This is a genomic window from Methylocystis sp. Sn-Cys, from assembly GCF_016745395.1.
Taxonomy (GTDB): domain Bacteria; phylum Pseudomonadota; class Alphaproteobacteria; order Rhizobiales; family Beijerinckiaceae; genus Methylocystis; species Methylocystis iwaonis.
The window spans coordinates 118004-131866 of sequence record NZ_JAERVJ010000007.1 but is presented as its reverse complement, the minus strand read 5'-3'; the positions used below and the strand labels follow the sequence as shown (position 1 = coordinate 131866).

15 protein-coding genes, 1 tRNA gene and 1 pseudogene are annotated in these 13863 nt (G+C 56.6%); 1 reads left to right on the top strand and 16 read right to left on the bottom strand.

Annotated features, from left to right (window positions below; translation table 11 throughout):
- Window positions 1–156: 156 nt before the first annotated feature.
- The 13 genes and pseudogenes from JJT62_RS14360 to JJT62_RS14305 all read right to left on the bottom strand — a co-directional run bounded on the left by JJT62_RS14360 (window position 157) and on the right by JJT62_RS14305 (window position 11992).
- The gene (locus JJT62_RS14360; protein ID WP_202073459.1) at window positions 157–1179 is read right to left on the bottom strand and encodes a hypothetical protein; all 1023 of its coding nucleotides are present in this window, start codon (window positions 1177–1179) and stop codon (window positions 157–159) included.
- Complete coding sequence (locus JJT62_RS14355) at window positions 1172–3022, bottom strand: hypothetical protein (RefSeq protein ID WP_202073458.1); 1851 nt, start codon at window positions 3020–3022, stop codon at window positions 1172–1174. The genes JJT62_RS14360 and JJT62_RS14355 overlap by 8 nt, the downstream gene beginning before the upstream one ends.
- A complete protein-coding gene (locus JJT62_RS14350; protein ID WP_202073457.1) occupies window positions 3019–4035 on the bottom strand; it encodes a hypothetical protein in 1017 nt (338 codons plus the stop codon). The genes JJT62_RS14355 and JJT62_RS14350 overlap by 4 nt, the downstream gene beginning before the upstream one ends.
- Before the next feature lie 8 nt (window positions 4036–4043).
- Window positions 4044–5081, bottom strand: a complete 1038-nt coding sequence (locus JJT62_RS14345; RefSeq protein WP_202073456.1) for a DNA cytosine methyltransferase — start codon at window positions 5079–5081, stop codon at window positions 4044–4046.
- Between the two features lie 274 nt (window positions 5082–5355).
- A complete protein-coding gene (locus JJT62_RS14340) occupies window positions 5356–6057 on the bottom strand; it encodes a hypothetical protein (RefSeq protein ID WP_202073455.1) in 702 nt (233 codons plus the stop codon).
- 164 nt (window positions 6058–6221) lie between these two features.
- Window positions 6222–8162, bottom strand: coding sequence for a DUF927 domain-containing protein (locus tag JJT62_RS14335; RefSeq protein WP_202073454.1), 1941 nt, complete (start codon window positions 8160–8162; stop codon window positions 6222–6224).
- Window positions 8162–8704: a hypothetical protein gene (locus JJT62_RS19240; protein WP_246744910.1), complete on the bottom strand. Its 543-nt coding sequence runs from the start codon at window positions 8702–8704 to the stop codon at window positions 8162–8164. The genes JJT62_RS14335 and JJT62_RS19240 overlap by 1 nt, the downstream gene beginning before the upstream one ends.
- Before the next feature lie 96 nt (window positions 8705–8800).
- Window positions 8801–9262 (bottom strand): annotated as a pseudogene (locus JJT62_RS19620) (DNA-primase RepB domain-containing protein); the annotation flags it as partial.
- Window positions 9255–9557: a hypothetical protein gene (locus JJT62_RS19615; RefSeq protein ID WP_202073452.1), complete on the bottom strand. Its 303-nt coding sequence runs from the start codon at window positions 9555–9557 to the stop codon at window positions 9255–9257. The gene JJT62_RS19615 and the pseudogene JJT62_RS19620, both read right to left, overlap by 8 nt.
- Window positions 9558–9559: 2 nt before the next feature.
- A complete protein-coding gene (locus JJT62_RS14320) occupies window positions 9560–9829 on the bottom strand; it encodes a helix-turn-helix domain-containing protein (protein ID WP_202073451.1) in 270 nt (89 codons plus the stop codon).
- Between the two features lie 52 nt (window positions 9830–9881).
- Window positions 9882–10406, bottom strand: coding sequence for a hypothetical protein (locus tag JJT62_RS14315; protein ID WP_202073450.1), 525 nt, complete (start codon window positions 10404–10406; stop codon window positions 9882–9884).
- A 66-nt stretch (window positions 10407–10472) separates the two neighbouring features.
- Window positions 10473–11729 carry a site-specific integrase gene (locus JJT62_RS14310; protein ID WP_202073449.1) on the bottom strand — a complete coding sequence of 419 codons (1257 nt, stop codon included), beginning with the start codon at window positions 11727–11729 and terminating at the stop codon, window positions 10473–10475.
- Window positions 11730–11902: 173 nt separating this feature from the next.
- Window positions 11903–11992, bottom strand: a tRNA-Ser gene (locus tag JJT62_RS14305).
- 60 nt (window positions 11993–12052) lie between these two features.
- On the opposite strand from JJT62_RS14305, the gene JJT62_RS14300 reads away from it, so the two are divergent.
- Window positions 12053–12505 carry a gamma-glutamylcyclotransferase family protein gene (locus JJT62_RS14300; protein WP_202073448.1) on the top strand — a complete coding sequence of 151 codons (453 nt, stop codon included), beginning with the start codon at window positions 12053–12055 and terminating at the stop codon, window positions 12503–12505.
- Between the two features lie 15 nt (window positions 12506–12520).
- Here JJT62_RS14300 and JJT62_RS14295 read toward each other — a convergent pair whose 3' ends face one another.
- The 3 genes from JJT62_RS14295 to JJT62_RS14285 form a co-directional block, all read right to left on the bottom strand.
- Complete coding sequence (locus JJT62_RS14295) at window positions 12521–12805, bottom strand: hypothetical protein (RefSeq protein WP_202073447.1); 285 nt, start codon at window positions 12803–12805, stop codon at window positions 12521–12523.
- 176 nt (window positions 12806–12981) lie between these two features.
- Entirely contained in the window at window positions 12982–13377 is a 396-nt protein-coding gene (locus tag JJT62_RS14290; protein ID WP_202073446.1) for a hypothetical protein, read from the bottom strand.
- 210 nt (window positions 13378–13587) lie between these two features.
- Window positions 13588–13797, bottom strand: a complete 210-nt coding sequence (locus tag JJT62_RS14285) for a cold-shock protein (protein WP_202073445.1) — start codon at window positions 13795–13797, stop codon at window positions 13588–13590.
- Between the last annotated feature and the right edge of the window lie 66 nt (window positions 13798–13863).

Below are 13863 nucleotides of genomic sequence, written 5' to 3'. Positions count from 1 at the left end.
GAGGCTTTGCGTCCATACCAACGCGTTTCTTGAAGCCGTCTCACCGGACGCCGCTCGAATTGATGAGCATGTGTAGGGCTTCGACACGTCGTAACAAACCCGCCGAATGAAGCTGCTCCGCGTGACCGTCTCGTGCAAGCGTTGAAAAATAACAGATCAATTGCCGCCGTCCTGATCGATACTATTTATGAGCTTAGAAAAAAAATCTCCAAAATCATCTACGATCCAGAACTCATCACTTGGTTTTGAGTGGCCTTCAACATTGTATATTAACGCGGGAGCATAACAAATTTGCACACCAGGTCGGATCTTGCAGGCAAGCGCAGCAGCAATCGTGGATATCTTATTATTTAGCGGCGCTAAAATAATGTTTGTCCCCGACATGTTGTCGATTGCACCAACAATCATACGGGCCGTTCCTTCGGCGTCCTCGCAGTTAAACTCGAAACTGTTGTTAACAATAACGCTCGACGAAAGCTCGCTGGCTAATCGCTTGCTTTCATTTTCGAGCCATTTCCGTTCGGCCATAGATGTGGTGCCAAGCCCAAGGACGATGCTTTGAACCCCTGCTTTCTCCACGATCCGCATTAAACGATCTGGATCAAAGCCAATCAAAGCAAGCAGCGTAGTATCTCTGCCCGGATACAACTTTCCGCTAAATCCCAGGACAGGCACGATCCTAGTTATTCCTTTACTTAACCATTTCTTGCTTACGTCTTTTTGCCTACAGTCGTAGTCAATTGCGAAATTATACACGATCTTCACTTTTATTTTACAAGACAACCACTCTTCGATAATGGTATCAACACCAATAATAACTACATCCCTAGGCATCGCACTAATATCTACAATTAAACCCCTCTGATTCTTTAGAGCGATTCTGTAGGCATCCCTAAAGGCCGACTGGATCTGATATTGATCTTGACGGCTGATTCCAATCGATGAGCTAAGTCGGTGTCCCGCAAGCTTTTCATATTCCGTTTGGAAGCCGACGGCCTCGTAATCGAAAGGCTCGCTATACAATTGGATGACCTCTATCGTTTCCATAGAGGCCAGTGCACGCAAGGAAGTTACAGATCTCTCTTCAAACCCCGACCAACCCACAAAAACAGCGGGATCGTGGCCAAGCTGTTCAATAAGCGCTTCCTTGCCAATTTTAAAGACGCTCGCTTTACTCATCGTCTTCGTCCTTGAAAAGAAACAGATCTGCCTGCTGAGTTTGCCCAATACGGGCTTTGATCCGAAGATCTTTGAGATACGCGTCGGGCAGCAGCATCATAGACCTTATCTGCTGGTTCTGGATGAATTTGTAAGCAGAAAAACCATTCGGATCTAAATTAAAGTAGGGCGCTAACCGTCGAGTCAGTACGTATAACTCTGTCCGGCCAACTCCTTCCTTACGCCCAATCGTCGACCTAATAAAATAACCGCTTTTTACGCCCATCCGAAAAACGGCCGACGTGTCCTTATCCAACTCGTCAGAAAGCGCAATCGAGAAAACTCTCCTTTCTTTAAGCCGCTTATCCATCAGGATGGATTCGAATAACGCCCCGAGGCATTTTAACAAATTGTGAAGATAGAGAGCGTGGCGCGGACTCGACGTTGGTGAGATTTTCTCATATTTTAGAGAGTCTACTTCCTTAAGGAAAATCGACTCAGCCGCCTCGCGAACAACCGCATCCTGAACCGTTGGGGATATGCTCTCAACAGCCTTGTCAAGGCCGTTGTTACCGCTTTGCCGATCATACATTTTATACGCGCACTCTAAAAAATGCCTTGGTACCCCGGAAGAGATATTTACCAATTGATTAAAGCCACTGTAGCTATAGGTGCTTCGCTGCTTTCGCGCTCCGCCGAGGCTCGTCATGTAGTCCGGACGTGAATATCGATAGGCATCATCCCTAGGACGTGCAGTACCGCCCACATTACTCCTTTGCTTATATTGCGAAGCAATTTTCCTGATTTCCACCTCCTGCTTGAGGTCTTCAGGAAAAAAATCCAAGGCGCTTATCTTTTTTTTACCGTCTGCTTTGGAATTTAACCTGCGCTCGACCATATTTTTTAGCCTGTTCCGATAAAATTCCGTTCTACTAAAGGCATACACATCTGTTAGATTTATTTCCGAATAATCATGCGGAGACTCGATGCGCCCGCTCCCAATTGTGGAAAATGTCTTGTACTCATAAATCTCAGAGGCGACCTTTAAGCTGACATCCGGGACACGCCGAGATATCCAGGAGTTAAGTATCTGTGTTTGAACATTTGTAAGCCGATCAGCATCGTCAACAAGCAAAAAAAACTTACCTGACGACGGCATCCCTGGTAGATCCCTCCACCACTCAATCAAAGGATACAGCGAATTTGAGAAACGAAGGATAGCCCCCTTATAGCTCGTGAGATCTTTGCTTTGACCGACGGAAAAAAGGTAGTCTGCAGAAGCATCAAAAACCTCTTCAAAAACGTTGCTTAGAGCATTAAATGCTTCCTTCGGCGTCATCCTGCTTTCAATCTTAGAAAAATCTGGTTCTGATGTTGAAACTCGAGAAATAATTCGCCTCAGTGTCGCGGCTCTACTTTCTCCTATGCCGAGCTCTATGTCGTCAAAAATCTTATTGCGTAATGCTCTAGAAATAACCTTTAGTATTATGGACAGAGCAAGAAAGTGTTCATTCACTACGAGATGTTCGTGGGAGCCTTCAGAAACCTCAAGCTGGGGATAGTTCAGATCTGTGTGCTTTATAGTAAGATAAGCGGCATAGAATGGAATCTCCGACAATCCACGCGGCTTACCTTCTTGTGTGTTCCATAGCCGTTGACAATCAGGCTCAAGGTATCGAAGGATCATTGTCTTTCCCGATCCTCGGGAGCCCACAAGGATTGTATGGCCGTGCCCTTGGATCGCATCGACGCCGGGCACTTCCTTTACAAACAATTCAATAACGTCTTCTGCCACCAGACCTTCGGGGGAAAGGACCGTAAACGGATTGCCTCGGACGGCCTCAAGTTCGCTCTTTCGGATCATCGAGCCGCCTCTTCGCTCAGCCCCTTTGCAAGCGTTTCTCCTGTCAGCTTACCATGTCCCTCATAATTTTTCAGCTCTGGGGCCAGTTCGTAGATATCTGCGTGCCCCTGCGAGCGCGACGGGAAACCGTGTTGCCGCAACGTATAGGCAACCTTTTTGATGCGGCGTTTTGTGCGATCGTCATAAGCCGCTACCTCAACATGCACCTTATCGAAAAAAAGTGCGCCTCTCATGTATTTTGTGCAATACACAGCTTCATCAAAGGTCTTCACGGTTCTATCGAAGATATAATCCAGCAAATATACACTTCCTTCATCTTTTTCTAGCGGTCCCATAAAGTACTTTTCATTAAGCCAAAACGCTAACCTTATAGATCTTGTCTCTGCTTCTATTTGCGTTGTATGAAGCCCATAGGCGTAAATGTGGTAAGCCTCAGAACCCGTCGGAAGCTTTCCTGCTTCTATGGCAAGGTGGTTTGCCCTATATGGCGCTTCGGAGAGCTCATCTCCAAGCCTGATTATTGCGGCTAACAATTGCGGTTTCACTGGTTTCCCAAAAAACGTACTATCGGCATCTAATGTTGATAGCGTATCCTTTGAGCCTTTGATATTTCCGCCGTGGGTGGATGCTATTTCTTCAGCGAAGTTTGCATCGAACTTGTTAAATCCTAGCGGCCCATAAATTAGCTGGAAAATCTCATCTATTCTCGTGGTGTGCCCTCGACGTCCGAGGGCATTGCCTACATCGTGGAGATGGGCGGCGATCAGCACTATGTAGGCCTCGTATGCCGACATAGTAATTTTTCCCTGTGAACAGAGCTCTGCGGCCTGCTTAATCACCCACTTTATGTGCTCTGGACCGTGGTCAGTTAGAAAAATGCGATCTAAACCATTCCCCAATTCGACGACGTTCGGATGTATCTTCGAAGAAAACTTAGCACTCAGCTCGTTGTAAGGAGCTTCGTATTCCGTGCCCTCTATTAACGTAAGAAGGTAATTGTTCCCGGCGGTCATTTCTAGCCTCAACCTAATATTTGACTCAGGAGCGCGGCCGCCATTATCGGCGGCACAGCGTTTCCAACCTGCTGCTGTCGCTTTCCAATTGACCCGGCAAATTGATGCCGGTCATCGAAAGACTGAAGCCTCGCGGCCTCTCTGATGGAAAGCCCCCGTGATTGGGTTGGATGGACTAGCATGTTTTTGCGGAAATTACCTATAACTTTGGCTGGCTCGTCGAAGCGAAGGCGATGGTAGATCCCGGTATGGCATCGCTGCCTATCCTTGTAGGTCCCCATCATGCTCGCCGGGATGTCTCTCCAGTTCCCCCCTTGGGGGATATAGGCGTAGCGCGCAATTATGTGGCTTGCGTTTGCAGATACGAGATGACCAGTGCAACAACTGAGTCTATCCCTAAGTGTTTCTGCATACTTAGTCTTCGGCGGCATCGTGTATGGAAGTACATCTACGGATGCGCCATTATGTAGTATCGGCAGATCGTGAATTGCATCATAAACAGTCGGCTGACCATCGCGGAAGCCGATGTTTATATTTGGCAGATATTTCTTTGACCCAATAATAAATACTCTATTTCTGTTTTGTGGCAGGCCAACATCTGCGCCAGATATAATGCATACCTGCGTATTGTAGCTGCACTGTTTTAACTTTTCTAGCAATAAATTTAAGTAGCGCCTTCTGGTTCCTATGGATAAGCCATGCACGTTTTCAATGACAACGAACTCCGGGTTTAATAATTGAACAAACCTAACGGGTTCGAAAATAAAATCGTTCAGAGGATTGCTATCATGCCTCGTCCTCTGATTTGATGTCGAAAATGATTGGCAGGGTGGGCCAGCCAATATGACATCGCACTTCATGCTAGATATATCTTCGTCCGTAAGACTACGAATGTCGACTCTGTGAACTGTTGCCTCGGGGAAATTTAACTTGTACGCGGCAGCTGCGTCGGGATCCTTTTCGACAGCGTGCACGACGTCAAGTCCTGCAAGTCGGGCACCGGCAGATAGCCCGCCAGCGCCCGCAAATAAGTCAATGCCATTCATGTTTCGAACCAGACCGGTAGAATTCCTACAACTTTGGAGACGGTTTCCCGACATTTGCTCCCGCAGTTACCAATCTTAGCGGTCGGCGAAAAGAGCCCTTATAAAAAAGGAGGGGGAACGCGAGCTAGGGCGCCGGCTCTTATTAGAGCGCCCAGAGGAACGAGCATTCAGCAAGTTTGCATTGTCAAGGCACGGAAGGGCAACCCGTATGGAGTGCACCCCGGTTTTGATTTTCGGACACCAAGCGGGCTCCTCCAGCACTGAAGCTGATGGGCTAATAGCCAAGTTCCCGCTGTCTCTGCCGCTCCTCCTCCAGCAGGCTGATCAGGCGCTCGATGTTATCGGCTTTCTTCTGCCGCATCCGCGTCTCGTCTACCCTAACCTGGGCGTTGATCAGATGGCCTGCGAACGCCGTTTGGGAGCGCAGCAAAGCGGCGAACTGGCGGTCGGCAGGGGCGAGCGACATGCCCAAGACCTCCATGCCTTTTTGAAGGGCGAGAGCGACGCCGTGCTCAAGCAGGGCGGAGAGGTTTGCGGGGTGGGCAGGATCAGCTGGCGTAGTGGAACTTCCCACTAGTGCTCCCAATGGTTGCGCTGCAGCTATGCCGTAACCGCCGTAACTCTGGGGGGTAGGCCGCCATTCAGCCAACGCCTTGCCCTTGATCGCGTAAACGCGCGTTGTTTTCCCGTTGACCTTGACTACGGCCTGGAGATTGCCGTCGTCCTGCCGCCGCAGGAGGCCAAGGGCCTCGATAGTTTGGGCGGCGTCGATCGCGTCAACGTCGGGCTCAAAAATCACGCGCCAGTGCGACGGCAAGATCCACCATTCAAACTCGCCGTCGCCCTTGTCCCGACGCCAGCCGGGAAGGTCCTGCTCGGCGTTGGGGGAGCGCCGTGGGTCGCCGAAGCGCGCGTTGAGGCGCACGCCCGCGCGGAGCAGCGCGACTATCAACTCATCGCGGTGAGACTTGATCATCGCTCGCAATCCAACTTCAGGCTCTGAGAGGGGCGCACAGGAAAATCGCAGGACAGTCGCGCGCGGGGCCAAGGCCCCCTGTTCTGGGAACAGGGTCCGGAACAGGCGAAACGCCCGGAAGAACAACGGAACAGGTGGAACAGGCCATATTTTCTAGCTCCCGACTAATCGTCGAAGATCTTGTCGCTCACCTCGTATACCCGCCTCTTTTTGCCCCCCAAGCTCTTCGACACCTGGATGGCGTCGCTGCCGCGCTTGACAACCCCCATCCTGGCCAGGGACTTCGCCGCTTCGGAAGTATCAAGGCCTTCGAAGATGCGCTTCCAGCTCTCGGAGGGAATGAACCATGTTGTCTGCTTGATTTCGTTCCCGTCCTGATCCTTCCTAAACTGGCCTTTGTCGTCCACTTCCCCCTTGCTCTCCACCCACCCAAAGCAATCGACAGCAGTGTAATGGTCCTGCTTAGGGTGCCGCTCGAATTTGCTCGCCCCATGAGCCTCCAAGAAGCGTCGGAGCGTCTCAATGTATTGGCGCTCCTCATAGGAGGAGGATCCACCCCGCCGCTCCAGCCACTTTCCTAACGCGCGCTCCGCGGCCTTCGTGGCCTCGCCTCTCCTCCAGGGCGTCACCTGAAAGTCAGTGGCGAGCTCTCCCGCAGCGGCGGCCAGTCCGAAGATTTTGACGGCGCGCCCCACCTGCCCATCCGCCCCCTTGGGGGTCTGCCGACGACAGAAATCATCGAGAAAGCGTCGCGCCGTGGCTGCGACGGTCTCGACCCCTCGGCGAATGATCTGCCGGACGAACTCTGGACCGGCGGTGCCGTAATGCATCACTGCGGCGCGCTTCAGCGCGTCGGCGATCTGCGCGGCGTTGTCGTCAGCGCCCCCATGGTCGAAGACGCCAAAGCCTTTTCCTTGATCCGCGGGAATATCCAGAAAACGCACCAGTTGCCCAGCGCGCGGCTTACGGGTCCGGTCTTCCTTGATTTTTTCTTCGATCGAAATTTCGCCGGAAGAGATGACGAAAACCCTCCAATCTTTCGTCTTCCGGGCCGAGCCGTCACGGGACGCCCGAGCTTTCCCCTGGCCATTCGAGATTTGGTAGACAATCTGCCCCACCTCGCGCGGGTCGCCGACCCCAAGCTCGTCAAGGACAAGGCAAGTGTCTGTCGCCGCCTCAGCGACGCCCTCAAGGCCATTCGGGGTTGCGCGCCATGTCCGCACAAAGCCGCCCCGCGTATCCCCCTTGCCCCACACGGAGGCCAGGCCGTTCTCGATCGCGCTTTTGCCGATGGAAGAAGGCCCAAGCAGATGGATGCCGCCGTCCCCCTCACCGACCAGGTGAAGCAGCGGACCCGCGAATGCGGCGCTCGTAGCGAACACCGCGAGCGCGTGTCCTTGCATCAACTTGCCGACGCCGGCCTTCCATTCCTCCAACGTGCCGCGCGCCTCGTATGGGCCGATCGCCGGCCCGTCGAGGACGATGCGCTCGAAACTCTTCTTGTCGCCGACCTCCGCAGTTTCGACCTGTTCCACCTGTTCCGCTGTTCCTCCGGGGCTTTGAGATGTTCCCGCACATGTTCCGGGGAACAGGTCCTCGTCGGTGTTCCCGATTGTCTCGTCGGGCAGGACGAAGACATGGCGCCCCGCAATCTCATGCCAGCCGGTCCGGCGCACGATGGTAATCCGCTTCTTGACGCGGATTGCGTTCAGGTAGCCGACGAAGGCGGCGTGCTGGTCGATATGGATGCGCAAGCCTTCGCGGGCCAATTCAGCGCAGAGCGCGTTTCTGTCGCGATGGATTGCTTCGTCGGCGACATGGCGAGTGTGCGCTTTGCCGTCGTCGTCATACCAACGGATGAGAGCGCCCCAGTTGTCGCCGTGCGGATCACGGCAACGCCCGAGAATTTCGAACGGCGCGCTGACGAATAGCTCCTTCGGTTGCTTTTTTCCCGCCGGGCCGGCAATCACCTCGACATAGAGCCCGTCACTGCCCATACTGTACGGATATTGGGAGATGAAGCGGCGCTCTTCCTCGGGCGCGCCGCCATCATTGTCAGCGTGGCGCTCGTCGGCAAGATCAGCAAAGCCCTTCTCATCCAGCATTACCGCCTCACAATCGCCGAAAGCCGAGCTATTTTGGAAAGCCGTTGCGCCACGATCGCCTGCGGGTAAGCGCCCCTGGGCGCGCGCGACAGACGCCCGAGACTGATCGGGCTTTTGATCTGCCCCTGATAGGAGCACCCTCTGCAAAGCTTGGGGTTGACGCGCCCGAAATGCGCACACGTTGTCGGCCCTACCGCGCGTTCGAGACGATCATCGACCCCCGCCTCGTCATAGCGGTGGCCCGCGCTCCACACATGCGAGAGTTTTTCCCCGTCTTCGCAATGCTTCAGTAGCCAGATGCAGGCGCTCCATATGGGCTCGTCAACATCGCCGCGGCTCTCACGAAAAGCGCGCACTTGGGGGCAGCGATCCGCGATGCGCGCGCCATAAGTGGGCTCATAGGCGCTCGCCAACGCGCGCGCCGAGATGCCGCAACCGTTCTTTTTCGTCTTGCCGCCGCCCGGCCCGTGGAGAAAAGGCGACAGGTTCATGCGCCGCTCGGCGCTCGCAAGCGCCGAAACAAACTCATCGCAGCTCCTCATTACTCGCCGCGACGGATAGCGCGCAGTGACCGTGAAAGGCTCGCGCTTTTGATGCGCGAAGCCGGGCACGCGCATGACGTGCGGCAGGTCGGCGACAGCCTTATCGCCGTCAAAAAGCCGCGCGAGGCGAAGCTGCAAGTTGGTGAATTTGTCGAGCGGCACGCCCTCGACCCACCAGAACGCCTGCCAGCGACCAGGGCTCGAGTTGAGGATGCAAGAGGGCTGCAGCGGCAGCCTCGCCAAATTCCCCAAGGGCGCGTGGTCAAGATCGACGAAGAGCGCCCTGACGCGGAGAATGTTCTCGTTTTTGCGACCCTGCAGGTCGGTTTCATTAACGCAGACATAGACGCCCGCACCTTCTCGCGCGAGGTCATCGAGGTCGGAAAGCGCGTCGGTGAGTGGGCCGCTGATGACCCGCGCCAGACGTTTGATTTGCCGTTTCTTTCCGTCGCGGTCAACGACCTCCACCTTCCGCTTCTTGTCATCGAAGGTCTGGAAAGTGAAAGCGCTGGCGGGTGGGTCCAGCTCAGACAAGAAGCGAAGGGCGGCGCTATTCATGCGCAGCCTCCATCGCGCGAAGCGCCGCCCTTGTCGCCTCCTCCTTAAACCGGCGTTTTGCGCTTTCGTCTTCGAAGGTGAGGACGTGGCGGAATTGCCGGTTTCCCGCACCGTCGATGTATTCCGCGGCGGGCAGCTGGACCCAATAATGGCTCTGGAAATGCAACACGCAGCCACGGGTAACCAGGCCGATAGCGCCGATGTGCAGGTCAAAATCGCAAACCGCCGTGCCTCTCGGGCGACATTTGAAGTTTGAGACCTGCAAATCCAAAGCAGGCAAAACTCGGAGGCTCACAGTTAATTGCCCCCAAGTTTGCGGTTGAACCGAAGCGACCCCACCGTCTTCTTGGGAAGAGCGTCAACAGCAGCCACCTGAGCGCGAAGGCGCTCAACGTAACGCTGGATCGACGCGACGATGATTTTGCGGCGCGAGCCGTCCAGGTAGCTCTCGACCTCACCCGAGTTGATGAGCGCCCACAGCTTGGTGGGGCCGATGTCGAGCATGACGCATGCGTCGCGCGGGCTAACGACAAGGGGGGAGGCGTTTCTTAATTTCGGGTTGTTCATTCTCCCTGTCCTTCGTTTGGTGGATGACAGGGAGATCAGCGGTGAAAGGGACCTATTCGAGCGAGTTGGTCCGTTTTTCTATTTCTTCGCGAATGACGCGCCGGACATGACGTGGCGATACTTCGAGCCTTTTGGCGACGAGGCTTGCGCGGTCACGCGAGGGTCTGCCCGAAGCCTTTTCCCACTCCTCGATGATGCGGCGGCGCGTCACGTTGCCGGCTTGTTTGCGCTTTGCGGGCCCGGTTGCGACAAAATTTTGTTTCTTCTGGCGCGCTTTGAAGAACGGCTCGAAAAAGGGTAGGCAGAGCGAGCCGCAATCGCTCGGTCTGGCGCGAAGCCGCGCCCTCCCGTCGGCGATGGCGGCAAGTCGTCGTTTAACGAACGCTTTTAGCTCGTCGTACTCAGCGGAGAGCCTCGCATATGCGCAAGGGTCATCTTCCAACCGAGGCAGTGGTTCGTTTGGTCTAGCAGCATCGAGCGGCACAACTGGGGTGGGCAACTCCAGTAAGCGAAGCGCTTTCGCAAGTTGAGTGTTATCAGGCGTCTTGGCCCGGGGGCGATTAAACGACTTACCCATTCCGTCACCGCTCGTCCTTGTGGAATGATGCGCCCACCGTTTGCTTTGCCTGAGGGTCCGTCGTTTTCACAGAGACTGCTCACCGGTCTGCGTTTCCTCCACACAGAAACGAGCCCAGGCGTCCATCAATTTCCGCCTTTTCTCTATAGCGTCGCTGCGTCTGTAGGCCGCCTCGACCTTGCTCTCGACCACATGCGCCAGCGCCGCTTCTATGACCTCCCGTGGAAAATGCGTGCAATCGCCCGCCCAGTCTCGGAAGCTGGACCTAAAGCCGTGCGCAGTAACGTCGAGGCCCATCCGCCGAAGCAACATTAAGAGCGCCATATTGCTCAGCGCTCGCCCATTGCCGCCCGAGAATACGAACTTGCCCTCCCGCCGCTGCGCCTGCGTCTCAAGAATGGTGATTGCCGCGTCCGATAAAGGGACGCGATGCTGGCGCCCGCCCTTCATCCGCGAGGCGGGTATAGTCCAGACCCTTTCCCGAAGGTCGATTTCATCCCAAGTCACGCCGATGACCTCTCCGGTCCGCGCCGCCGTTAGGATCGTGAACTCCAAGGCCCGAGCCGCCGTTGCGTCTCGCTCGTGCAACTCCCCCATGAACGATGGAATTGCGGAGTAGGGCAGCGCCGCATGGTGCTCTACGCGTCTGATCTTCGAGCGAGCGGGCAGCAGCTTGTCTAAGTGGCCACGCCATCGCGCGGGGTTCTCGCCCTCTCGAAAACCTCTCGCCCTCGCCCAGTCGAGGATGGCCTCAATACGCCCCCGCAGGCGGCTCGCCGTCTCAGGCTTACTCACCCAAATTGGCTCCAGGACTTTGAGGACGAGCCCTACATCTATGCCCGCGACGGGCAGGGGACCGATGGCAGGATGGGCGTAGGTTGCAAGCGTGTTGCGCGACTGCGCCCTGTGCTTATCATTGCGCCAGCCGTGCTCGTGCGAGCGGATGTAGGCCTCGGCGCATTCTGCGAAGGACATGGCCTTGGCGTTAGCGAGGGCCGCAGAGGACTTGGACGCGCGCTTGGCCTCAACTGGGTCCTGCCCCGAAGCAGTCAGCCTCAGCGCCTCCTGGGCCTTCTCTCGGGCTTCCTTTAGGGAGACACGTGGGTAGGGACCGAGGCCCATTTGCCGCTCCGCCCGGCGTGACTTGCCGGAGGCGCTCATTTTAATCTCGCCCGTGGCGTAGCGGACGAGCCACGAGCGGTTCAGGCTGCCGTCGCCCCCTTGCGTCACCTGCAGGTAGAGGCTGTCGCCGTCGCAGTGATAGCCGACGCCCGCCGTCGCAACGGTGCGCGCCGTCAGCCGGTTTATTCCACGCTTCGCCATATCCCCCACCCTCACAGCCGAGAGCTTGGCCTTGGGCTACCCACGCATCTACCCACGTTTCGGGACGCGGTTTATGACGTAGGAAGGCGAATGGCGGCGATCAAGGGGAACGACTATAATCTTGGTTTAGCAGCATGTTGGCGGGGGATGGCGAAGGACTGCGAAAGCGCTTTTGGCGGAAGAGGTGGGATTCGAACCCACGGTGGAGTTGCCCCCACGGCGGTTTTCAAGACCGCTGCCTTAAACCACTCGGCCACCCTTCCCCGGCGCGTGATATAGCACGGCGGCGCCGTTGCGCGAGAGGGCAAAGGAAGAGATCGACTGTGCCGCTGCATTTTGCCTATGGCTCCAATATGGACGCCGCCGCTATGGCGCGGCGCTGCCCCCGTTCGCGGCTTCTGGGGCGGGCGCGGCTCGCGCGCTGGCGTTTCGTGATTCTGCCCTCGGGCTTCGCCAGCGTCGTTCCCGATGCGCGCGCCGCCGTCCATGGCGCGCTGTGGGACGTACCGCCCTCGGACGTCGCGGCGCTCGACCGCTACGAGCAGGTGGGGCAGGGGCTCTACGCCAAGAAAATCATCCCGGTTCTGCGCGAGCCCTTCGGCGCGTCCCCGGCGCTCGTCTATATCGGCGCCGCCCCGCCGCCGGGCGCGGCCGGCGCGTCGGCCTGGCCGGGCTATCTTGCCGACATTATCGCGGCGGCGCAGGCGCTGGAGCTGCCCGCCGCGCATATCGCTTATCTGACTTATCTCGCCGCGGAGCAGAAGAAAGGCCGCTGAAACGCCGCCGCGCTTTCACCACTGGCGCAGGCAGGCGCATGGAACAAGGCCGGCCTCGGGCCAGTCTTCGAGAAACTGGCGCAGAACCAGCAAGAGGTCGGCCGCCTGCGCCGACGCCCCCAAATCGGTCGCCGCGCAGAAATCGGCGACGATCATGTCGCGCACGGCGTCGGGCCCACGCCAGAGGTTGAGCAGATAAGACGAGAGCAGCACGCGGCTCCTGGCGGATGGCGCGGCCGCAAGGATCGTCTCGCCGGCGTGCGGGCGTGTCGCGAGCGTAATCTTTTGAACATTCAGCATCTTGCAATCCTTGCCCAACCAGCTCTGCGGCAGATTGCCGCACTTTGGCGCCGGCTTTCAATTGCGTAAATTTACTTATTCTTTGGATAACTCCTCCGAGCCTGTTGACTCCGCGAGGGCAAATCATCTCGCAGCGCGCTGCGCGTCAAACCGTTATATCGGGGGCGGGGCCCGCGCTATGCTGCTTTCGTATTCGGCAAGGTGGCTATTCGCGGCTCTGGCGGCTTTCGGCGGACAAAGCCGGCATAGGCGCAGCGGGTGATGACGGCTTGCATGATCGAAGAGGCGTCAGGACGGAAGATCGCCTCCTCCTCTTCTTCGTTCACCGTGAAAATCTCGTATGTCGTGTTTTCTTTCCGACCGAAACAGGCGAACTGGTAGCGCCACCCTCGCCGTCCCCGACTCTCGTCGAAGAGCCGTGCGGCGACGACGGCGAGTTGCTCGAGGGCAATTTCACGAAAAGCGCAATCGGCCCATTCGGCCGAATCTTTGGCAAAATCCGCCGTGTCTCCAAGGACTCTGTCGGAGGCCCACTCGACGAGAACAAGACGCATCGCGGTCACGCGGGTCAAATTGCGGCTTATCGCCGCTACCGCCAGATGCTGGCGCCGCTCATGGTGACGCTCAATTAGGGAAACTACGTAGAAAGCGCCCGCGCGCCCGCCGCGCTTGCTGCAGGCGGCTCGAACGCCCAGTCGCACCCTGCTTTTTTGCGTCCAGCAAAAACAAAAAGAGCCGCCGTTGCGACGGCGGCCCTCGATCTTGTTCGGGGTCAGCGCCCGTCAGGCCGGCTTGAGCTGATCGGCGGACGACTTGCCCGAGCGGCGGTCCGCCACGATCTCATAGCTGATCTTCTGGCCTTCGCGGAGGTCGTTCATGCCCGCGCGTTCGACGGCGCTGATGTGGACGAAAACGTCCGGCCCGCCCTCGTCAGGCTGAATAAAGCCAAAGCCCTTTTGGGCGTTAAACCACTTTACGGTTCCAGTTGCCATTCTTCTCTCCAAGCACGGAGAAAGGCCCGCATGCGCGGGGCCGGGTCGATCGATGTCTGGAGGGTG

Bases quoted from the DNA above. Each gene is read 5' to 3' on its own strand.
- JJT62_RS14355 (WP_202073458.1), bottom strand. From the start codon at position 3,022: ATGATCCGAAAGAGCGAACTTGAGGCCGTCCGAGGCAATCCGTTTACG.
- JJT62_RS14350 (WP_202073457.1), bottom strand. From the start codon at position 4,035: ATGACCGCCGGGAACAATTACCTTCTTACGTTAATAGAGGGCACGGAA.
- JJT62_RS14340 (WP_202073455.1), bottom strand. From the start codon at position 6,057: ATGATCAAGTCTCACCGCGATGAGTTGATAGTCGCGCTGCTCCGCGCG.
- JJT62_RS14295 (WP_202073447.1), bottom strand. From the start codon at position 12,805: ATGCTGAATGTTCAAAAGATTACGCTCGCGACACGCCCGCACGCCGGC.
- JJT62_RS14360 (WP_202073459.1), bottom strand. From the start codon at position 1,179: ATGAGTAAAGCGAGCGTCTTTAAAATTGGCAAGGAAGCGCTTATTGAA.
- JJT62_RS14345 (WP_202073456.1), bottom strand. From the start codon at position 5,081: ATGAATGGCATTGACTTATTTGCGGGCGCTGGCGGGCTATCTGCCGGT.
- JJT62_RS14310 (WP_202073449.1), bottom strand. From the start codon at position 11,729: ATGGCGAAGCGTGGAATAAACCGGCTGACGGCGCGCACCGTTGCGACG.
- JJT62_RS19240 (WP_246744910.1), bottom strand. From the start codon at position 8,704: ATGAGGAGCTGCGATGAGTTTGTTTCGGCGCTTGCGAGCGCCGAGCGG.
- JJT62_RS14285 (WP_202073445.1), bottom strand. From the start codon at position 13,797: ATGGCAACTGGAACCGTAAAGTGGTTTAACGCCCAAAAGGGCTTTGGC.
- JJT62_RS14335 (WP_202073454.1), bottom strand. From the start codon at position 8,162: ATGCTGGATGAGAAGGGCTTTGCTGATCTTGCCGACGAGCGCCACGCT.
- JJT62_RS14315 (WP_202073450.1), bottom strand. From the start codon at position 10,406: ATGGGTAAGTCGTTTAATCGCCCCCGGGCCAAGACGCCTGATAACACT.
- JJT62_RS14320 (WP_202073451.1), bottom strand. From the start codon at position 9,829: ATGAACAACCCGAAATTAAGAAACGCCTCCCCCCTTGTCGTTAGCCCG.